The organism is Candidatus Pseudomonas phytovorans (genome assembly GCA_029202525.1).
GTDB lineage: Bacteria > Pseudomonadota > Gammaproteobacteria > Pseudomonadales > Pseudomonadaceae > Aquipseudomonas > Aquipseudomonas phytovorans.
In genome coordinates this window covers 3,083,094-3,102,180 of the sequence record CP119325.1, presented here as the reverse complement: position 1 = coordinate 3,102,180, position 19,087 = coordinate 3,083,094, and the positions used below count along the sequence as shown (strand labels likewise).

The 19,087-nt window shown below is 63.2% G+C and carries 14 protein-coding genes; 4 read left to right on the top strand and 10 right to left on the bottom strand.

The features are described 5' to 3' along the window. Positions 1 to 6: 6 nt before the first annotated feature. From gcvP to speB, 9 genes are all read right to left on the bottom strand, one after another. Positions 7 to 2,877 (bottom strand): aminomethyl-transferring glycine dehydrogenase, encoded by a 2,871-nt coding sequence (gene gcvP / locus P0Y58_13920; protein WEK33234.1) that lies wholly within the window; start codon positions 2,875 to 2,877, stop codon positions 7 to 9. Positions 2,878 to 2,892: 15 nt separating this feature from the next. Beyond that, entirely contained in the window at positions 2,893 to 3,270 is a 378-nt protein-coding gene (gcvH, locus tag P0Y58_13915; protein WEK33233.1) for a glycine cleavage system protein GcvH, read from the bottom strand. Positions 3,271 to 3,531: 261 nt separating this feature from the next. Then, positions 3,532 to 5,064 (bottom strand): sigma-54-dependent transcriptional regulator, encoded by a 1,533-nt coding sequence (locus tag P0Y58_13910; protein WEK33232.1) that lies wholly within the window; start codon positions 5,062 to 5,064, stop codon positions 3,532 to 3,534. A 93-nt stretch (positions 5,065 to 5,157) separates the two neighbouring features. Further along, the gene (gene cycA / locus P0Y58_13905; GenBank protein WEK33231.1) at positions 5,158 to 6,582 is read right to left on the bottom strand and encodes a D-serine/D-alanine/glycine transporter; all 1,425 of its coding nucleotides are present in this window, start codon (positions 6,580 to 6,582) and stop codon (positions 5,158 to 5,160) included. A 329-nt stretch (positions 6,583 to 6,911) separates the two neighbouring features. Further along, on the bottom strand, positions 6,912 to 8,600 hold the full coding sequence (betA, locus tag P0Y58_13900; protein WEK33230.1) for a choline dehydrogenase: 1,689 nt from the start codon (positions 8,598 to 8,600) through the stop codon (positions 6,912 to 6,914). Positions 8,601 to 8,604: 4 nt separating this feature from the next. Next, the gene (locus P0Y58_13895) at positions 8,605 to 10,074 is read right to left on the bottom strand and encodes a cytosine permease (GenBank protein WEK33229.1); all 1,470 of its coding nucleotides are present in this window, start codon (positions 10,072 to 10,074) and stop codon (positions 8,605 to 8,607) included. Further along, positions 10,071 to 10,250, bottom strand: coding sequence for a hypothetical protein (locus tag P0Y58_13890; GenBank protein ID WEK33228.1), 180 nt, complete (start codon positions 10,248 to 10,250; stop codon positions 10,071 to 10,073). Before P0Y58_13890 ends, P0Y58_13895 begins: the two co-directional genes overlap by 4 nt. 96 nt (positions 10,251 to 10,346) lie before the next feature. Continuing rightward, on the bottom strand, positions 10,347 to 11,855 hold the full coding sequence (locus P0Y58_13885; GenBank protein WEK33227.1) for an aldehyde dehydrogenase family protein: 1,509 nt from the start codon (positions 11,853 to 11,855) through the stop codon (positions 10,347 to 10,349). 15 nt (positions 11,856 to 11,870) lie between these two features. Next, a complete protein-coding gene (gene speB / locus P0Y58_13880; GenBank protein ID WEK33226.1) occupies positions 11,871 to 12,842 on the bottom strand; it encodes an agmatinase in 972 nt (323 codons plus the stop codon). 267 nt (positions 12,843 to 13,109) lie between these two features. Between speB and P0Y58_13875 the strand changes: the two genes are divergently transcribed. After that, a complete protein-coding gene (locus P0Y58_13875) occupies positions 13,110 to 14,024 on the top strand; it encodes a LysR family transcriptional regulator (GenBank protein ID WEK33225.1) in 915 nt (304 codons plus the stop codon). A 9-nt stretch (positions 14,025 to 14,033) separates the two neighbouring features. Here the strand turns inward: P0Y58_13875 and P0Y58_13870 are convergent, their stop codons facing one another. Beyond that, positions 14,034 to 14,921 (bottom strand): LysR substrate-binding domain-containing protein, encoded by an 888-nt coding sequence (locus P0Y58_13870; GenBank protein ID WEK33224.1) that lies wholly within the window; start codon positions 14,919 to 14,921, stop codon positions 14,034 to 14,036. Between the two features lie 95 nt (positions 14,922 to 15,016). Between P0Y58_13870 and P0Y58_13865 the strand changes: the two genes are divergently transcribed. From P0Y58_13865 to P0Y58_13855, 3 genes are read left to right on the top strand one after another with little or no spacing between them, the layout of a single operon-like run. Next, entirely contained in the window at positions 15,017 to 16,459 is a 1,443-nt protein-coding gene (locus P0Y58_13865) for an aldehyde dehydrogenase family protein (protein ID WEK33223.1), read from the top strand. Positions 16,460 to 16,472: 13 nt separating this feature from the next. Next, on the top strand, positions 16,473 to 17,459 hold the full coding sequence (locus P0Y58_13860; protein ID WEK33222.1) for a dipeptidase: 987 nt from the start codon (positions 16,473 to 16,475) through the stop codon (positions 17,457 to 17,459). Positions 17,460 to 17,514: 55 nt separating this feature from the next. Beyond that, entirely contained in the window at positions 17,515 to 19,065 is a 1,551-nt protein-coding gene (locus P0Y58_13855; GenBank protein WEK33221.1) for a BCCT family transporter, read from the top strand. Positions 19,066 to 19,087: the final 22 nt, after the last annotated feature.

The following is a 19,087-nucleotide window of genomic DNA, read 5'->3' as shown; positions in this document are numbered from 1 at the left end:
GCAGGGTCAGGCGTCTTGATAGCTCGACAGCGGCGGACAGGCGCAGGCCAGGTTGCGGTCGCCATAGACGTTGTCCACGCGCCCCACCGGCGGCCAGTACTTGCTTTCGCGCAGGTCGCCCAGCGGGTACACCGCCAGTTCCCGGCTATAGCTGTGGGCCCAGTCACCGACCAGTTCGCGGGCGGTGTGCGGGGCGTTCTTCAACGGGTTGTCGAGCTTGTCCACTGTGCCGTTTTCCACCGCGCGGATTTCTTCGCGGATGCAGATCATCGCGGCGCAGAAGCGGTCCAGTTCCTCTTTGGACTCGCTTTCGGTCGGCTCGACCATCAGCGTGCCGGCCACCGGGAACGACATGGTCGGGGCATGAAAGCCAAAGTCGATCAGCCGTTTGGCCACATCCTCAACCCCAATGCCGCTGCTGTCCTTGAGCGGGCGCAGGTCAAGAATGCACTCGTGGGCCACCAGGCCGTTCTCTCCGGTGTACAGCACCGGGTAGTGTTCCTCTAGCCGGCGGGCAACGTAGTTGGCACTAAGGATCGCCAGCTGCGAGGCACGTTTGAGCCCTGCCCCGCCCATCATGCGGATGTACATCCAGGTGATCGGCAAGATACTGGCACTGCCGTACGGCGCCGCACTGACCGCACCCTGCTGCTTCGGCAGGTGGCCGTGCCCCGGCAGGAACGGCGCCAAGTGCGCCTTGACCCCGATCGGGCCGACCCCGGGGCCACCACCACCGTGGGGAATGCAGAAGGTCTTGTGCAGGTTCAGGTGCGAGACATCGCCACCGAACTTGCCGGGCGCACACAGCCCGACCATGGCGTTCATGTTGGCGCCGTCCAGGTACACCTGGCCGCCACACTCATGAATGATCTCGCAGATACGGGTGATGCCGTCTTCGAATACTCCGTGGGTCGAAGGGTAGGTAATCATCAAGGCCGCCAGGTTGGCCTTGTGTTGCTCGGCCTTTTGCTGCAAGTCGGCCACATCGACATTGCCGCGCTCATCGCAGTTGATTACTACCACCTGCATGCCGGCCATCTGCGCCGTCGCCGGGTTGGTGCCATGGGCCGACGACGGGATCAGGCACACATCACGCCCGGCCTCGCCACGGCTGGCGTGGTAGGCGCGAATGGCCAGCAGCCCGGCGTACTCGCCCTGGGACCCGGCGTTGGGCTGCAACGACATGGCGTCATACCCGGTGGCCGCGCACAGCATGGCCTCCAGCTCGTCGGTCAGCTGCCGGTAGCCCAGCGATTGGCCGGCCGGGGCGAACGGATGCAGGGCGCCGAACTCGGGCCAGGTGATCGGGATCATCTCGCTGGCGGCGTTCAGCTTCATGGTGCAAGAGCCCAAGGCAATCATGCTGCGGTCCAGGGCCAGGTCCTTATCGCCAAGGCGACGCAGGTAGCGCATCAGTTCGGTTTCAGAGTGGTAACGATTGAACACCGGGTGCTGCAGGAAAGGCGTGTCACGCAGCAGCACCCGCGGCAGGCAGTCGGCACCGTCGACAGCCAAAGCAGCGAAGTCCGGGAGCGCCTGCCCGGCGGCGGCGAACACCTGCCACAGGGCCTCGACGCTCTCCTGCTCGCAGGTTTCATCCAGCGCCACACCAACCCGCACGTCGTCGATCAGGCGCAGGTTCAACCGGGCAGCGTTGGCCGCAGCCAGCACATCGGCCACCGGCCGGGTGGTCAGCACGCTGAAGGTGTCGAAGAAGTGTGCCTGTTCGACCTGATGCCCGAGTTGGCGCAACCCCTGCACCAGAATCGCCGTCAGGCGGTGCACCCGCCGGGCGATCTGTGCCAGGCCTTGGGGGCCGTGGTAAACCGCGTACATGCTGGCAATGTTGGCCAGCAGCACCTGCGCGGTGCAGATGTTGCTGGTGGCTTTCTCGCGGCGGATATGCTGCTCGCGCGTCTGCATGGCCAGGCGCAGTGCCGGTTTGCCGAAGCGGTCGATGGACACACCGACCAGACGGCCGGGCATGTCGCGCTTGAATGCGTCGCGGGTGGCAAAGTACGCCGCATGCGGGCCGCCGAAACCCAGTGGCACCCCAAAGCGCTGGGCGCTGCCAATGACCACATCGGCCCCCCACTCCCCCGGTGGCGCCAGCAAAGTCAGGGCCAGCAGGTCTGCGGATACTGAAACCAGCGCACCGGCTGCATGGGCGCATTGCACCAAGGCGCGGTGATCGACGATTTCACCGGTACTGGCCGGGTACTGCAACAACAGGCCGAAATAGCCGTCCAGGGGCTGGCCACCCAGCGTCGCCTCATCCCCGATGACCACCTCGATACCCAATGGCCGCGCACGGGTACACAACACGTCGAGGGTTTGCGGATGGCAATGACGGGAAGCAAAGAACGCCGGGGCTTTGTTCTTCGCCAGGCGCTTGCAGAAGGTCATGGCCTCGGCGGCAGCGGTGGCTTCATCGAGCAACGAGGCGTTGGCGATTTGCATACCGGTCAGGTCGCTGACCAGGGTCTGGAAGTTCAGCAGCGCTTCCAGGCGGCCTTGGGAAATCTCGGGCTGGTACGGCGTGTACGCGGTGTACCAGGCCGGGTTCTCCAGCAGGTTGCGCAGGATTGGGGGCGGGGTATGGCAAGGGTAATAGCCTTGGCCGATGTGGTTGCGATACAGCTGATTGCGCGCGGCAATCACCTTCAGTGTGGCCAGAGCCTCTGCTTCGCCCTGCCCCGGGGTCAGCTCGAGTACACTGCTGCCCTTGATACTGGCGGGGATGACGCTGTCGATCAGCGCATCGAGCGAATCATGGCCGGTCAGCGCCAGCATGGCCTCGATATCGCCTTCGCGCGGGCCAATATGACGGGCGACGAACTCATCAAGGGTGCCCAGCGGGATATACGGTTTGTTCATGGCTGCCACCCCGGTTCAGGCGTGTTCGGCCAGGAAACGGTCGTAACCGTCCTGGTCCATCAGGGTGTCGAGGTCGGCAAGATTGCTGGCCTGGATACGGAAGAACCAGCCGTCCTCCATCGGCGAGGCGTTGATCAGCTCTGGGTCGTCGGCCAGTGCCTGGTTGACTGCCACCACCGTGCCTTTCACGGGCATGGTGATGTTGCTGGCGGCTTTTACCGACTCGAGCACCGCCACTTCGTTGCCCTCCCCGTATTCTCCAGGCTCCGGCAGTTGCACAAACACCACGTCACCCAAGGCCTGCTGGGCATAGCTGGTGATGCCGACGGTCAGCTCACCGGTCGCTTCCAGACGCAGCCATTCGTGTTCGGGCGTAAAACGCAGAGTGCTCATGGAATTTCCTCTCTTGTTATCGGGTGGGTCCCTGCGCGGGACTGCCAAGTACAAGAGCAATCGCGATGCCAACTCTATTTTCTCTATATTTATCAGTATCTTACGTACAACTATCGCTCACTTCGAAGGAACTGCGCCGGAGCGTATCCGCTCCACCCCCAGCGTCCGGCGATCACAGCTTGTGGGGTCGGCCACTGAATGCGGGCGCCACAGCAAGACGGAGCGCAATCACTCCAGTGGAGCGTATTCAAACCGGGTCCGCTACGAGACCCGGCTGGCGATGCCGTATTTGCGCAGGCGCTGACCGATGGCCGTATGGGAAGTCTGCAGGCGCACGGCCAGTTGCCGGGTCGAGGGGTAGCTCTCGTACAACTTTTCCAGCAAGGCCTTTTCAAAGCTCTGCACGGCCGCCTCCAGGCTGACGATTTCCACGCCTTCGGCTTGCTGGCTATTCAACGCAGTGCCGGCCAATTCCAGGTCATCGCAGTCGATTACCTCACCTTCGCTGATCGCCGCAGCGCGGAAAATCACGTTCTGCAACTGGCGCACATTGCCTGACCAGCGATTGCCCAGCAGCAGCGGATGGGTGGCCAGCGCCAGGCGGCACGGCGATCGCTGTACCTGCGTGCAGGCCTGGCGCAGGAAGTGTTCGGCCAGCAGCAGAATGTCCTTGCCGCGCTCGCGAAGGGGCGGCACCTTCAGGTTGAGCACGTTAAGCCGGTAATACAGGTCTTCGCGAAAACTGCCCTCCATCACCATGTTTTCCAGGTTGCGGTGGGTGGCACAGACCACCCGCACATTCACCCGCACCTCGTTGCCGCCCCCCACCCGGCGAAAACTGCCGTCGTTGAGAAAGCGCAGCAGCTTGGCCTGCAGGTAGGGCGACATCTCGCCCACTTCATCGAGAAACACCGTACCGCCATCGGCCAGCTCCAACAGGCCCGGCTTGCCACCGCGCTGGGCGCCGGTAAAGGCCCCAGCGGCGTAGCCGAACAGCTCGCTTTCGGCCAGGCTTTCGGGCAGCGCCGCACAGTTCAGCGCCAGGAAGGAGGTATCGCGCCGGGCACTTAGCGCATGGCAGGCACGGGCCACCAGCTCCTTACCCGTTCCGGTTTCGCCCTGGATCAGCAGCGGCGCCTCCAGGCTTGCAACTTTGTGCAAGCGCGCCTTGAGCGCCTGCAGCGCGGCCGATTCCCCCAGCAATGCCACCAGCCCCTCACCGTTGTCATGCAGCAGCGAAGCCAGGCGCTCGCCGATGCGACTGGGTGGATACAGGGTCAGCAAGCCCCCTACCAGGCCTTCGGCGCCGCCGCTGATGGGCGTGGCCTCCAGCAGCAGGGACTGGTCCTGAAAGCTCACCTCGCACATGGGCAGGCGAAAGCCCTTGTCGATCAGGTTCTGCGCCAGGTTCGGCTCGGCAAACAGTTTGCTCAACGGCTCGCCAGCCGGCTCGTGGCCCACCAGGCTGACCAGTGTGGGGTTGGCCAGCAGCACATGGCCAGTGGGGTCCACTGCCAGCACCGGGTCGCTCATGGCAGCCAGCAAGGCCTCCAGTTGCAAGCGCCGGCGGTGGCCGGGCAGAAAGTCGACCAGCGATACCTCCTGCACACCGTCCACCCCCAACAGGGCGGCATACAGTTCATCCAGCACGACCGGGGACAGCGTCGGGGCATCGATGTAGACGTTGGGCGGAATCATTTCCACCGCGTCCAGGTTGAGGTTCCGCGCCCCGAGCAGCGACAGGATTTCCTGGGTGATGCCGACACGGTCGACAAAGTTGACGTGGATTCTCATCTAAGCTCCTTAGCCAAAATCCCTGCCTGGCAAAAAGACAACAAGGGGACAGCGCCGCGCGCCGTCCCCTTGGGCAATACATGACTGTGCCGATCAGTCAGCGTCAAACGACAACTGCGCTGTCGCCTGTTTTTTCTGGCGGATGGCGCGGTACGACAGGCCCAGCACGGCAAACCACACCGGCACCAGATACAACGCCATGCGGGTGTCGGCCTCCAGGGCCAGCAATGCCAGGATGAAGGCGAAGAACGCCAGGCATACCCGGCACATGACGGTGCCGCCCGGCATCTTGTACTTCGACGCCTGGTGCAACGGGTCGCGCTGCTTGCGGTACGCCAGATAGGACAGCAGGATGATCGACCAGACAAACATGAACAGCAGTGCCGATACCGTGGTAATCAGGGTGAAGGCATCGAGCATGTTCGGCACCAGGTAGATCACCAGCGCCCCGCCAGTCAGGCACACACACGAAAACATCAGGCCATTGGAAGGCACGGCACGGCGAGACAGCGCGCCGAATTTGCCAGGTGCATCACCATCCTTTGCCAGGCCGTAGAGCATGCGGCTGGTCGAGAATACCCCGCTGTTGGCAGACGACATGGCCGAGGTCAGTACCACGAAATTGATGATGCCTGCGGCTGCCGGCAGGCCGGCCAGCACGAACAACTCGACGAAGGGGCTCTTGTTGGCCACCACTTCACGCCAAGGGGTAACGGCCATGATGGCGATCAGCGCCAGCACATAGAACACGATGATGCGCACGGGAATCGAGTTGATCGCCCTTGGCAGATTGCGCTCCGGATTTTTGGTTTCGGCCGCGGTGGTGCCCACCAGTTCGATGCCGACGAAAGCAAACACCGCAATCTGAAAGCCCGCGAAGAAGCCCATGGCGCCGTGGGGGAACATCCCGCCGTCGTTCCACAGGTTGGCCAGCGCTGCGGTATGCCCGACAGGCGACTGATAGGCCGCCGCCACCATGTAGAAGCCGGTGCAGACCAGGGCGCAAATGGCCACGATCTTGATCATGGCGAACCAGAACTCCATTTCCCCGAACATCTTGACCGTCATCAGGTTCAGCGTGAGCAACAGCCCGACGCAGGTCAGCGCCGGTATCCACAACGGCATGTCCGGAAACCAGAATTGTGTATAGGCAGAAATGGCAATCACATCGGCAATGCCGGTGACAATCCAGCAGAACCAGTAGGTCCAACCTGTAAAGAATCCCGCCCACGGCCCCAGCAGGTCGGCAGCAAAGTCGATGAATGATTTGTATTGCAAGTTGGACAGCAACAGCTCGCCCATTGCACGCATGACGAAAAACAGCATGAAGCCGATGATCATGTAGACAAAGATGATGGAGGGCCCGGCCAGGCTGATGGTCTTGCCAGAGCCCATGAACAGGCCGGTGCCGATGGCACCGCCAATGGCGATCAGCTGGATATGGCGGTTGGACAGGTTGCGTTTGAGTTCGTGTGCGTCACCTTCAGGCGGGCAGTGACCGTGCGGCAAGTTATTCATTGTTATGTACCTTGCTAGTTTAATTGTTTTTATAACGTCACAAGTTCAACCCTCGGTACCGGATGTAAAACGTCCAGCGCCGAGCGAGTGCAAGGTGGGGAGCAAGGTCTGTGCCAAGCGCCAATACCGCTAGTTAGCGGGGTTCTAGCGAACAGGCGTTGTATCGGCTGTAAAGAAGTCACTCCATATATTTGTGTGAATCAGGCCGGTGAACTGCCCAAGGCATCACCAGCGTTGTACTTGCCCGACATGTATCGAAATCATTCCAATGGAGCGCATTCAGTCCGCCAGGCTGATGCGGTCCGTGCAGGACCGCGTCAGCCGGCTATTTAACGGACAGGCATCTCGCGCACGGGTTTGCGGCTACGTTGTTGCTCCTCCCAGCCCTCCACCATGCCAACCGGCACATCCACCGGCGCCAGCGGCTGGCGCCCGCGAACCAGGTCGGCAGCGCGCTCGGCCAGCATGATGGTCGGCGCGTTGAGGTTGCCATTGGGCTCGCTCGGGAACACCGAAGAGTCGATCACCCTAAGCCCCTGCAAACCGCGTACACGCAACGCCGAGTCGACCACCGCCATGTCATCCTCGCCCATGCGGCAAGAGCCGCACGGGTGCATGGTGCTTTCCATGTTGGCGCGCACGAAGGCGTCGATTTCTTCGTCGGTCTGCACCTGCGGCCCGGGCGCCAGCTCCTCGCCGCGGTAACGGTCCATGGCCGGCTGGGCGATGATCTCGCGGGTCAGCCGTACACAGCGGCGGAAGCCCTCGCGGTCCTGTTCGCTCTCCAGGTAGTTGAAGCGGATTTGCGGGTGCTGGTACGGGTCGGCCGACAGCGCCCGCACATGGCCCCGGCTCTTGGGCTTGTTGGGCCCGGTCAGCACCATGAAGCCGTGCCCCTTGAACGGTTTGTCGCCGTCATAGCGCATGGCCGCTGGCAGGAAGTGGAACTGGATGTCTGGCCAGCGCAGGCCCTTGGACGAGCGGATGAAACCGCCCGCCTCGAAGTGGTTGCTGGCTCCCAGGCCGTCCTTGAACAGCAGCCAGCGCAAGCCGATCAGGGCCTTGCCCAGCAGGTTCATCTTGCCGTTGAGGGTTACCGGCTCCTTGCACGCATACTGGATGTAGATTTCCGAGTGGTCCTGCAGGTTCTCGCCCACCCCTGGCAGGTCGTGGCGCACCTCGATGCCAGCGCTTTTCAGCACTGCTGCCGGGCCGATTCCGGAGCGCTGCAGCAGGTGGGGCGAGCCGATCGGGCCAGACGCCACCAGCACCTCACGGTTGCATATGACCTTGTGCGTCTGTCCGCCCTGGTCATACTCCACCCCCACCGTCCGCTTGCCATCCAGCAAAATGCGCCGGGTCATGGCATGGGTGATCACGGTCAGGTTCGGCCGGCTCATGGCCGGGCGCAGGTAGGCATTGGCAGTGGACCAGCGCACACCATCCTTGACCGTCATGTGCATGGCGCCAAATCCTTCCTGCATGTAGCCGTTGCAGTCGTCGGTCTTGATATAGCCGGCTTCGGCACCGGCCTCGACCCAGGCGCCGTACAGCGGGTTCTGCATGTTGTTGCCGTTGTTGGTGGACAGCGGCCCCGCGCCACCCCGGTAGTCGTCACCACCAAACTTGTACTGCTCGGCACGTTTGAAATACGGCAGGCAATTGCGGTAGCTCCAGCTCTTTGCCCCAAGGCTTTCCCACTCGTCGAAGTCACAGGCATGGCCACGGATGTAGACCAGGCCATTGATCGAGGACGACCCCCCCAGCACCTTGCCCCGTGGGCAGTGCAGGCGCCGGTTGTCCAGGTGCGGCTCGGCCACGGTTTCGTAGTGCCAGTTGTACTTTTTGGTGTTCATCGGCAAGGAGAACGCACTGGGCATCTGGATCAGCACGCTGCGGTCGCTGCCGCCGAACTCCAGTACCAGCACCGAAGTGCCAGCGTCTTCGCTGAGGCGGTTGGCCAACACGCAGCCGGCCGAGCCCGCACCGATGATGATGTAGTCGTATCGCTTGGTCATTGTTCTAGTCCTGTGCGCGTAGGCCAACAGCCTCGGTGTTGCGTTCATTACCCTTTGGGTAGGCGCCCCAACCCAGGCGTGCTGCCAGCAGCCGGGTCAGGCCGTAGTGCACCAGCCCGGCCAGCAGGCAGGACGGTAGCGAGGCCGTGACGAAGGTGAAGAAGTCGGTGTGGGCCAGTGTCTGCGGGTTGAACACCACCACGTAGACCGCGAAGCCTGCCACCAGCGCCACCAGTGCGATGGGGTTGAAACCTTTGCAGTAGCGCAGGGGCGACCCGTGTTGTTCGCTGTAGATAGTCCGCAGGTTCAGGCGCTGCTTGCGCAGGAAGAAGTAATCGGCTATGCCGATACCGGCCAGGGCGCTGTTGAGCGCGGAGGTCCACACCAGGAAGATGAAGAAGCCATCGTAAATCCCCGGCATCAGCACCACGATAACCACCGGAATGATGCAGAACAGCGCGATCAATACCCCCCAGCCCACGCTGCGCAGACGCTCGCCTGCCAACTGGCGCAAGCCGATCACCGCGGTGTAGAGGATGTTGACCATGCCGGTCAGGTTGGCCAGCGCCAGGAAGCTCAGGGCGATGACGCCAAACCCCATGCCACCGGCCAGACGCATCCAGGCCGTGGGGTCGCTGCTGCCCAGGGTGGTGGCCGCGAACAGGCTGACCGACTCACCCAGCGAGGCGGCACCGAAGATGCCCACCAGGTTGGGCCAGAAGGCCGTACGCTGGTTGCTGCACAGTCGCGACAGGTTGCCGATGTAGGGCCACCAGGAAAAGCCTGCGGCAATGTTGATTTCCACCGCGACCATGAAGTTGACGTGCGGGTTTTCGAATGGTGGCTGCAAGGGCGGCATGGCCAGCAGTTCGTCAAGGCTGTAGCGGCGGAAAATGAAGTACATCAGCGCCAGCATGATCAGGATCAGGCTGGGCGCGATCACCGCACTCAGGCGGCGGATCATGTCTGGCCCGCGCATGGCAACCAGCGCTGCCAGCACAATGGCCAGCAAGGCCCCGGCAGTCACCAGCCAACCGTCGCCGCCGGGCTGGCGCTGTTGCACCAAGGTTTCGAGGTTGTCCAACGCCCGCCCGCACATTAGCCCCAGCACCGCCAGCCAACCCATGGTCAGCACCACCACCGAGAGGAAGTAGACCAGGCGGCTGCCATTGAGGCCGAACATGCTGCGCAGGAAGGTGAACTGCTCGACGCCGTACTTGCCACAGGGCAGGCAGGTGGACGAGGCAGCCAGGACCACGCCGATGATATTGCCGATGATGATCGCCGCAATCCCTTGCAAAGGGCCGACGAACAGCGCCGTGGCGCCGCCTATCAGGAATACCCAGGTGGCCACCGCCAGCGCCGAGTTGGCGTAGGCAAAGCCCCAGAAGCCCCAGACCCGCTCACTGGGCAGCAAGGGGGTGTCGCCACGTTCCGCACCCAGGCGAAACTCCTGCTCGCGGGAGGCGCTCATGGCTGGCCTCCCAGGTAGTACGCGCCAGCAATCATCACCAGCACCAGCAAGGCAAGAGCGGCCAGGTCAGTCGCCCTCAAGGCGCCTGGCCACTGCGCCCTCTTCTCCAGCTCCTCGTAGGCGCACAGGCGCCTTTCCAGGTCCTGCGCACGCTCTACATCAACTTGGCTGTTCATCGGCATCACCTCGACAGGTTCTTGTTCTTGAAATTCGATGCTTGATTGAACCTGCATCGCTCGCCAAACCTCAGCGACGCAGGCCGGCCCTGAACCTCAGGGCAAGGTGATCCAGACCGCCTTGGTCTCCAGCAGAAACTCCAGTTGTTCCGCGCCCAGGTCCTTGCCGTAGCCCGACTGCTTGTAGCCACCGAACGGCATGGCCGGGTCGAGGGTGCTGTGGGCGTTGACGTACACGGTGCCGGCACGCAACAGCGGGATCAGCCCGTGCACCCTGCCCAGGTCGTTGGAGTAGATCGCCGCGGCCAGGCCAAACAGCGAGTCGTTCGCCAGGGCCAGGGCCTGCTCCTGGGTATCGAACGGCTGGGTGACCAACACCGGGCCAAAGATTTCCTCCCGGACGACGCGCATGTCATTCCGGCAGTGGGCGAAGATGGTCGGCTGCACGTAGAAGCCCGGGCCGTCGAGCGGTTCACCGCCATAGTGCACCTGCGCGCCTTCGGCCTTGCCCAAGGCGATGTAGTCCAGCACCCGCTGCTGCTGTTGCTGCGACACCATGGGGCTGATGAAACAGTCAGGGTCCAGCCCCGGAGCAATCTTCAACGTCGCGGTGTAGCGCGCCAGCGCGTCAAGGAATGCTGGGTAGACACTGCGCTCGACATAAGCACGGGTGCCGGCGTCGCACACCTGCCCGGAATTGAAGAATACGCCGTTGGCCACGGCTTGCGCGGCCGCCTCGATGTCCGCATCGGCAAACACGATCACCGGCGACTTGCCGCCCAGTTCGAGGGTGAGGCGCTTCATCTGGTCCATCGCCGTCTTGCCGACCGTACAGCCCACAGGCGTAGAGCCGGTAAAACTCAGCTTGTCGATACCCGGGTGGCAGGACATCGCCTGGCCGACCACGCTGCCGCGCCCGGTCACAATATTCACCACACCGTCCGGAATGCCTGCCGCCTGTACCAGTTCGGCAAAGCGCAGTGCCGACAGCGAGGTCAGCTCCGCCGGCTTGACCACCACGGTGCAGCCAGTAGCCAGCGCTGCGCCCAGTTTCCAGGCCATGGTTTGCAGCGGGAAGTTCCATGGCACGATTGCGCCGACCACACCCACCGCTTCCTTGCGGGTGTATGCCAGGTAATTGCCTGGCAACGAAGGCTCGACGGTGCGGCCATGAATCTTGCTGGCCCAGCCGGCAAAATAGCGCAGGGTATCGACCGTACCCTGGATATCCACAGCACGCGCCTGGACCACCGACTTGCCCATGTCGATGGCTTCGATCTGCGCCAGTTCGTTGCCATGGGTTTCGACCAGATCGGCCAGGCGATGGATCAGGCGCTCGCGCTCCAGCGGTTTCAGCTGGCTCCAGGCGCCACCATCGAACTGCGCACGCGCGGCGCGCACGGCACGGTCGAGATCATCCGTAGTTCCCATGGGGATGCGCGTCAGTACGCCTTCGGTAGAGGGCTCGACGACCTCGGCGCTGCCACCGTCGCTGGCCTCCAGCCAGGCACCTGCGATGAACATGCGCTGCGGCTTGCTGAGGAAACGCTGGGTTGCCTCGGATACGCCAAAGGCCTGCAAGTAGGCTTTAACCTTGTTGTCCACAGTACAATCTCCGGGTCAGCGGGCTTTGGCGCGCGCGTGGAAAATGAAGCCGATGCTGTTCATCAGCAGTTGTGCGGCGAGGATCGAGGTCATGCCGGTGGGATCGTAGGCCGGGGCCACTTCGACCAGGTCCATGCCGACAATGCGGCCGTGGCTGCGTTTGGCCAGCGCCTGGATGATTTCCAGCACTTCGTAGTAAAGGAAGCCGCCATGGCTCGGCGTGCCGGTGCCCGGGGCGATGGACGGGTCGAAGCCGTCGATGTCGATGGTGATGTAGTAGTTGCGCCCTTCCGGAATTTTCGCCAGCACGCCTTCACAGCCCAGCCGGCGAACGTCACGTACCGAAAGAATCTGCGAGCCGGCCTCGCGAGCGGCGTCGTAGTCGTCCCGGTTGGACGAAGACACGTTGCGGATGCCCATCTGGGTCATGCCGACGATGTGATCCAGCTCCGAGGCGCGGCGCAGTGGGCTGCCGTGGCCGTAGCGAACGCCATGGCGCTCGTCGACGAAGTCCAGGTGGGCATCGAAATGCACGATGTGGATCGGCCCATGGCCTTCGAACGCCTTGATCACCGGGGCATGCACCGAATGGTCACCGCCCAGTACCACCGGCATGGCACCCGCCGCGAGGATCTGCCTTACGGCCGCCTCGATGTTGGCGTTGCTGCTGACCATGTCGGTGTGCACGATGTCGGCATCACCCACATCCACCATGCGTACCTGGTCTTCGGTCAGGTAGGTAGCGTCATCCTCGAAGTCGTAGGCACCGGCATGGCCGAAGGAAAACAGGGTGGATGCCTCGCGAATGCCACGCGGCCCGAAACGCGCCCCTGAGCGCCACTGGGTGCCCATGTCGTTGGGTGCACCCAGGATCGCCACATCGGCGTCGATGGCCTCCCAGTCGGTGCACACCGGCGCCTTGGCGAACGTGCAATGGCCCACGAAGGGCAGGTTCAGGCGGCCGGACTCGTAACCGTGTTTTGCCATGTTCTGCTTTCTCCACTTCTTGTTCTATGTCAGGAGACGGGGCGACTGCTCGACCACCGTTGCAGCCACTATGGCAACCACGCAGGCAGGGAAAAATGCGCAAGTGCAGATACATACATCGCGCCTTCCGATGTATCCGCAGGCAACGTGGGCGGACAACGCCAGGCATTGCAGCGGCCTGGCACTCATGGTTAGCTTGCACAACAAGAACAATGCACGGGCGCTCATATCAGCACTGGCGATGTGAGGCCCGGCCGGGAGACCACGGTGATCCAGCTCCACGATGTCGACCTGAAGCTGCTCAGGGTATTCACCACTATCGTCCGCTGTGGCGGCTTTTCTGCGGCGCAGGCTGCACTCAATGCCGGTCAGTCGACCATCAGCGAACAGATGACGCACCTGGAAACCCGCCTGGGGGTCAAGCTGTGCCAACGCGGGCGCAGCGGCTTTCGCCTCACCGAACAAGGGGTGGCGATCCATGAGGCAACCCTGCGCCTGCTCAGTGCCGTGGAGAGCTTTTGCCTGGACGCCGACGTACTCAAGCAGCACATCAGCGGCAAGCTCAACCTGGGCATCATCGACTCCACCCTGACCGACCCCGTTTCGCCACTACCGCGCACCACCCAACGCTTTGTTTCACGCGGGCACGATGCCCACCTGCACATCTACATAGGTGCACCGGCTGAGCTCGAAGAGCGCGTGCTGGATGGCAGGCTGCACCTGGCCATCGGCCACTTCCCGTTGCGCGTAGCGGGCTTGTCCTATCTGCCGCTGTATGACGAGGCCCTGGGGCTTTACTGTGGCCGGCGCCACCCGCTGTTCGCCAGTAATGCGGGGAATGGCCGGTTGATGGAAGACGTGCGCCAGAGCCGAATCGTGGTGCGCGGCTACATGCAGCAGTACGACCTGGAGCAATTGGGCATCACCAAGGCCGACGCAACGGTGGAGAACATCGAGGCAGCGGCGATCCTGATCATCTCCGGCGCCTACATCGGCTTCCTGCCCGAGCATTTTGCCGAGCAGTGGGTCAAGACGGGCGAAATGCGCCGCCTGGGGGCCAGCACGCTGGACCTCAGCTCACCCTTCGAGGTGGTTACCCGGCGCGGTGTCTCACGCCCGCCCATCCTGCAGGCTTTTCTGGAAGACATGGCGGCCTGCACCAGCCAGCCCGGGATGCCATGAGGCGAAGGCTCAGCCGGCTTTCGCCAGTTGCACCTGCAGAAACGCCATCAAAGCCCCCGCCGCAGGTGACAAGCTGCGCCCCTTGCGGGTGAGCATGCCGATATGCCGCTCTACCTTGGGCTCCACAAGCGGTACAAAAGCCAACTTGTCGTTCTCCTGCGGAAAGGCAAGGTAGGGCAAGGTGCTGATCCCTACCCCCTCCTCCAGCATGGCGATCAACGAAATCATGTTGGAGATGAACAGCCGGCTGTGCGTCAGCAAACCCTCGGCCTCGGTGCCTGCGAGTAATTGCGAGGTGCCATTGCGGATCATCGGCACGCCCTGCAACTGCGCCCAATGCAGCGGATCACCCGCCTGCGCCAACGGGTGGTCGCTACGGCATACCACGCCCACCTGATCGTTCACGATCGGGGCAAATTCGAGCTGTTCATCGTCCATCCACAGGCTGCTGATGCCGAAATCCACCTGCCCTTGCGCCAGCAACTGCTGCACACGTTCGGCGCTGCCATCCTGGATGCTGACCTGCACGTTCGGGTGCGCGGCCACAAAGCGGGCCAACGGCCCTGGCAGCATGCGGCTGGCCACCGAAGGCACGGTGGCGATGCTGACCTGGCCGATTTCATGCCGGGCAAGCAACGTGGCTTCACGGGCGATACGGTCATGGTGCTCGATCAAGCCGCGAAACAACGGCAGGCAATGCTCGCCGAAGGGTGTCAGTTCTACCCGCCCCCCGCCCTTCTCGACCAGGGCCTGTCCCAGCTTCTGCTCCAGTTCACGCACGGCCAGGGATATCGCCGGTTGGGTACGGAAGGCCTGGCGGGCGGCCGCGTGGAAGCTCTTGAGTTCGGCGACCAGTACGAAGTAGCGCAACTGGGCGATCTTCAGCTCAGGCAACATGGTTAGCTTTCCTTATCAAAGCATTTTTTTTATTAATTTTTATTTGCTGCATATTGCTCGCATGATGATTGCCATGCAAACAGAGGCGTTCATCCATGTCACACAAGACCTACAACAACTACATTGATGGCCAGTGGTGCGAAGGCACCACCACCCTGGGTAACTACAGCCCCTCGGACACCGGCGACCTCATCGGCCAGTACCATCAGGCCAGCGCCGAACAGGCCCGCCAGGCCATTCAGGCCGCCCGCGCCGCACAACCGCTGTGGGCCGCCAGCGGCCTGGAAGCCCGCCAGCAAATCCTGATGGCCATTGGCGACGAACTGATAGCCCGCAAGGAAGAGCTCGGCGAACTGCTCTCGCGAGAAGAAGGCAAGCCCCTGGCCGAAGGCATCGGCGAGGTCAACCGCAGCGGCCAGTTCTTCCATTACTACGCTGCTGAAGTACTGCGCCAGATGGGCGAAACCGCCGCTTCGGTCCGCCCTGGGGTCGACATCGAAGTGCATCGCGAACCCGTGGGTGTGGTGGGCATCATTACCCCGTGGAACTTCCCCATGGCCACCGCCGCCTGGAAAATCGCCCCGGCCCTGGCCTTCGGCAACGCCGTGGTGTTCAAGCCGGCCAACCTGGTGCCGGCCAGTGCCTGGGCACTCACCGAGATCATCAGCCGCCAGGGCCTGCCCAGCGGCACCTTCAACCTGGTGATGGGCAGCGGCGCCGATGTCGGCGAGGCTCTGGTGCAGTCCGCCGACATCGATGCCCTGACGTTCACCGGTTCGCTGCAGACTGGCCGGCGCGTGGCGGTCGCCACCGCAGGTAACCTGGTGCGCTGCCAGCTGGAAATGGGCAGCAAGAATGCCTTGGTGGTCATGGACGATGCCGACCTTGAACTGGCCGTTGAATGCGCGCTCAACGGTGCCTTCTTCGGCACCGGGCAGAAGTGCACCGCGTCGTCGCGGCTGATCGTGTGCGACGCCATCCACGACCGCTTCGTCGAGGCCCTGCGCCTGCGCATGCGCCAGCTCAAGGTCGGCCATGCCCTGGAGGCCGGCGTGCAGATCGGCCCGGTAGCCGACGCACGCCAGCTGGAACAGAACCTGGCCTACCTGCAGTTGGCCCAGGCCGAAGGCGCCACCCTGATAGAAGGTGGCGAACGCCTGCAACTGGAGAGCGACGGCTACTACATGCGCCCGGCGCTGTTCATCGACAGCCGTAACGACATGCGCATCAACCGCGAGGAAGTATTCGGCCCCATCGCCTGCGTGATCCGCGTGCGCGACTTCGAAGAGGCACTGGCCACACTCAACGACACCGAATACGGCCTCACTGCCGGCATCATCACCCAGTCGCTGCGCCACGCCAGCCAATTCAAGCGCCGTGCCCAGACCGGCTGCGTGATGGTCAACCTGCCCACCGCCGGCACCGACTACCACGTGCCATTCGGCGGCCGCAAAGCCTCGAGCTTCGGCCCGCGGGAACAGGGCCAGTACGCCCGTGACTTCTACACCGTGGTCAAGACCACCTACCTGCGGCCCTGAAGGAGTACACGCCATGCACGACCTCTTGATGATCGACGGCCTGCAGTACTCCAACTGGAGCCCGGAAATATTCCAGCAGATGCAGGCCGGTGGCCTGAGCGCGGTGCACGCGACCATCGCCTACCACGAGAACGCCCGCGAAACCCTGTCGCGCCTGGGCGAGTGGAACCGCCGCTTCGAGACCTGGCCCGAGCTGATCCGCCCGGTGCGCACGGCCAGCGACATCCGCCTGGCGCACGAGGAAGGCCGGGTAGGGATTTTCTTCGGCTTCCAGAACTGCTCGCCGATCGAGGACGACATCGCCCTGGTGGAAGTCTTCCGCCAGCTCGGGGTGTTCGTCATGCAGCTGACCTACAACAACCAAAGCCTGCTGGCCAGCGGCTGCTATGAGCGTGAAGACAACGGCATCAGCCGCTTTGGCCGCCAGGTGATCGCCGAAATGAACCGTGTCGGCATGCTCATCGACATGTCCCACAGCGCCGAACGCAGCACCCTGGAGGCCATCGAGCTGTCTAGCCGACCAGTGATCATCTCCCACGCCAACCCGGCCAGCTTCCATGCCGCCAAGCGCAACAAGTCCGATGCGGTGCTGCGCGCGATCGCAGCGTCCGGCGGGCTGCTGGGCTTCAGTACCTACCCGTTCCACCTCAAGGGTGCCTCGGGCTGCAGCCTGGAAAGCTTCTGCGACATGGTCGCGCGCACCGCCGACCTGATGGGCGCGGAGCACATCGGCATTGGCACCGACCTGTGCCAGGCGCAACCGCTGGCCGTGCTGGAGTGGATGCGCAACGGCCGCTGGAGCAAGGACAAAGACTACGGCGAAGGCTCCAAGGACAACGCCAACTGGCCGGCGCCCTTGCAGTGGTTCCGCGACAGCCGCGACTTCGGCAACATCGCCCAGGGCCTGCGCGCCCGTGGCTTTGCCGAACAGGACGTGGCCAACATCATGGGGCTGAACTGGTTGCGCCTGCTGGAGACCGCCACCACGGCACAGGCCTGAGCCCCTTGCACGGACAGCATCAACAATAACAACAATCGCAGGTTCCGGAGGCTTCATGAAAAACCCAACCACCCTGCAGGCTGAGGGCCAGGCCATTGGCCTGCCAATGGCACGCGACATCGACTGGCCGCTGTTCGTGATCAGCGGCGGGTTCCTCGGTGCTTTCCTGCTGGCGGCGCTGATCGACATCGACAGCGTGTCGGCGCTGGTCAATACCCTGTTCGCCTGGTCGACCAGGTTCTTTGGCCTCTACTGGCAAGTGCTGATGCTGGCAACCTTCGCCGTCAGCCTGTTCATCGGCTTTTCCAGATGCGGGCGCGTGCGCCTGGGCGGCGTCACCCAGCGCCCGGACATCAGCACCTTCAACTGGATCGCGGTGATCATGTGCGCCCTGCTGGCAGGTGGCGGCGCCTTCTGGGCCGCTGCCGAACCCATGATGCACTTTGCCAGCCCGCCCCCCTTCTTCGCCGGCCTGCAACCGCACAGCGAAGCGGCGGCCACTGCGGCACTGGCGCAATCGTTCGTGCACTGGGGCTTTCTGGCCTGGGCTGTGCTGGGCAGCCTGTTGGCGATCGTGCTGATGCACCTGCACTACGACAAAGGCCTGCCGCTGGCGCCGCGCACCCTGCTTTACCCGCTGTTCGGCGAGCGGGCGCTCAAAGGCCCGATCGGCACCCTGGCCGACGCCTCCTCGATCATCGCCGTGGTGGCCGGTACCATTGGCCCGATCGGCTTCCTCGGCCTGCAGATCAGCAGCGCGATGCATGCGGTGTGGGGCTTGCCCAACGACATCTTCACCCAGTCGCTGACCATTGTCCTGGTCACGGCCATGTATACCGTCTCGTGCCTGGTGGGCCTCAAAGGCATTCGTTTTGTCAGCGAGATCAACGTCTGGCTGATGATCGCCCTGGCGCTGTTCATGGTGGTGTTCGGGCCAACGCTGTTCATCCTCGGCGGCTTCCCGGCGGCCTTCGCCCTGCATGTGGAACACTTCATCCCGATGGCGATGTTCCGCGCCGACCCCAAGTGGCTGGACTGGTGGACGGTGTTCTACTGGGGCTGGTTCATCGGCTACGCGCCCATGGTGGCACTGTACGTCGCGCGGATCTCGCGGGGCCGCACCATTCGCGAGATCATCATGACACTGTCGATCATCGCGCCGCTGGTGACCATGTTCTGGTTCACCGTGGTAGGTGGCACCGGTATCGGCCTGGAACTGCAAACGCCAGGCATCGTCACCGCCCATGGCACCCAGCCCGAAGACTTGCTGCTGGGCGTGACGCAGAACCTGCCACTGGGTGGCCTGATCAGCGCGCTGTTCCTGTTTTTGAGCTTCATCTCGGTGGCCACCAATGGCGACGCCATGGCCTTCACCGTGGCGCTGGCGATGTCCAGCAACGATAAGCCGAAGAAATGGTTGTGCGGTTTCTGGGCCATCGGCATGGGCCTGGCAGCGGTGGTGCTGATCACCATCGGCGCAGGCGGCGTGACGGCCCTGCAGTCCTTCATTGTCATTACCGCGGTGCCGGTGTCGCTGGTGATCCTGCCAGCGTTGTGGGATGCAGTACGCATCGCCCGGCACATGGCCCGCGAACAAGGCGTCTGAACATGATCCATCCAGGTACAAC

What these genes read in the sequence shown, in the direction of transcription:
- P0Y58_13855 (WEK33221.1), top strand. Translation starts at nt 17,515, where the DNA reads ATGAAAAACCCAACCACCCTGCAGGCTGAGGGCCAGGCCATTGGCCTG.
- P0Y58_13860 (WEK33222.1), top strand. Translation starts at nt 16,473, where the DNA reads ATGCACGACCTCTTGATGATCGACGGCCTGCAGTACTCCAACTGGAGC.
- gcvP (WEK33234.1), bottom strand. Translation starts at nt 2,877, where the DNA reads ATGAACAAACCGTATATCCCGCTGGGCACCCTTGATGAGTTCGTCGCC.
- P0Y58_13870 (WEK33224.1), bottom strand. Translation starts at nt 14,921, where the DNA reads ATGTTGCCTGAGCTGAAGATCGCCCAGTTGCGCTACTTCGTACTGGTC.
- speB (WEK33226.1), bottom strand. Translation starts at nt 12,842, where the DNA reads ATGGCAAAACACGGTTACGAGTCCGGCCGCCTGAACCTGCCCTTCGTG.
- P0Y58_13865 (WEK33223.1), top strand. Translation starts at nt 15,017, where the DNA reads ATGTCACACAAGACCTACAACAACTACATTGATGGCCAGTGGTGCGAA.
- betA (WEK33230.1), bottom strand. Translation starts at nt 8,600, where the DNA reads ATGACCAAGCGATACGACTACATCATCATCGGTGCGGGCTCGGCCGGC.
- P0Y58_13890 (WEK33228.1), bottom strand. Translation starts at nt 10,250, where the DNA reads ATGAACAGCCAAGTTGATGTAGAGCGTGCGCAGGACCTGGAAAGGCGC.
- P0Y58_13910 (WEK33232.1), bottom strand. Translation starts at nt 5,064, where the DNA reads ATGAGAATCCACGTCAACTTTGTCGACCGTGTCGGCATCACCCAGGAA.
- P0Y58_13895 (WEK33229.1), bottom strand. Translation starts at nt 10,074, where the DNA reads ATGAGCGCCTCCCGCGAGCAGGAGTTTCGCCTGGGTGCGGAACGTGGC.
- cycA (WEK33231.1), bottom strand. Translation starts at nt 6,582, where the DNA reads ATGAATAACTTGCCGCACGGTCACTGCCCGCCTGAAGGTGACGCACAC.
- gcvH (WEK33233.1), bottom strand. Translation starts at nt 3,270, where the DNA reads ATGAGCACTCTGCGTTTTACGCCCGAACACGAATGGCTGCGTCTGGAA.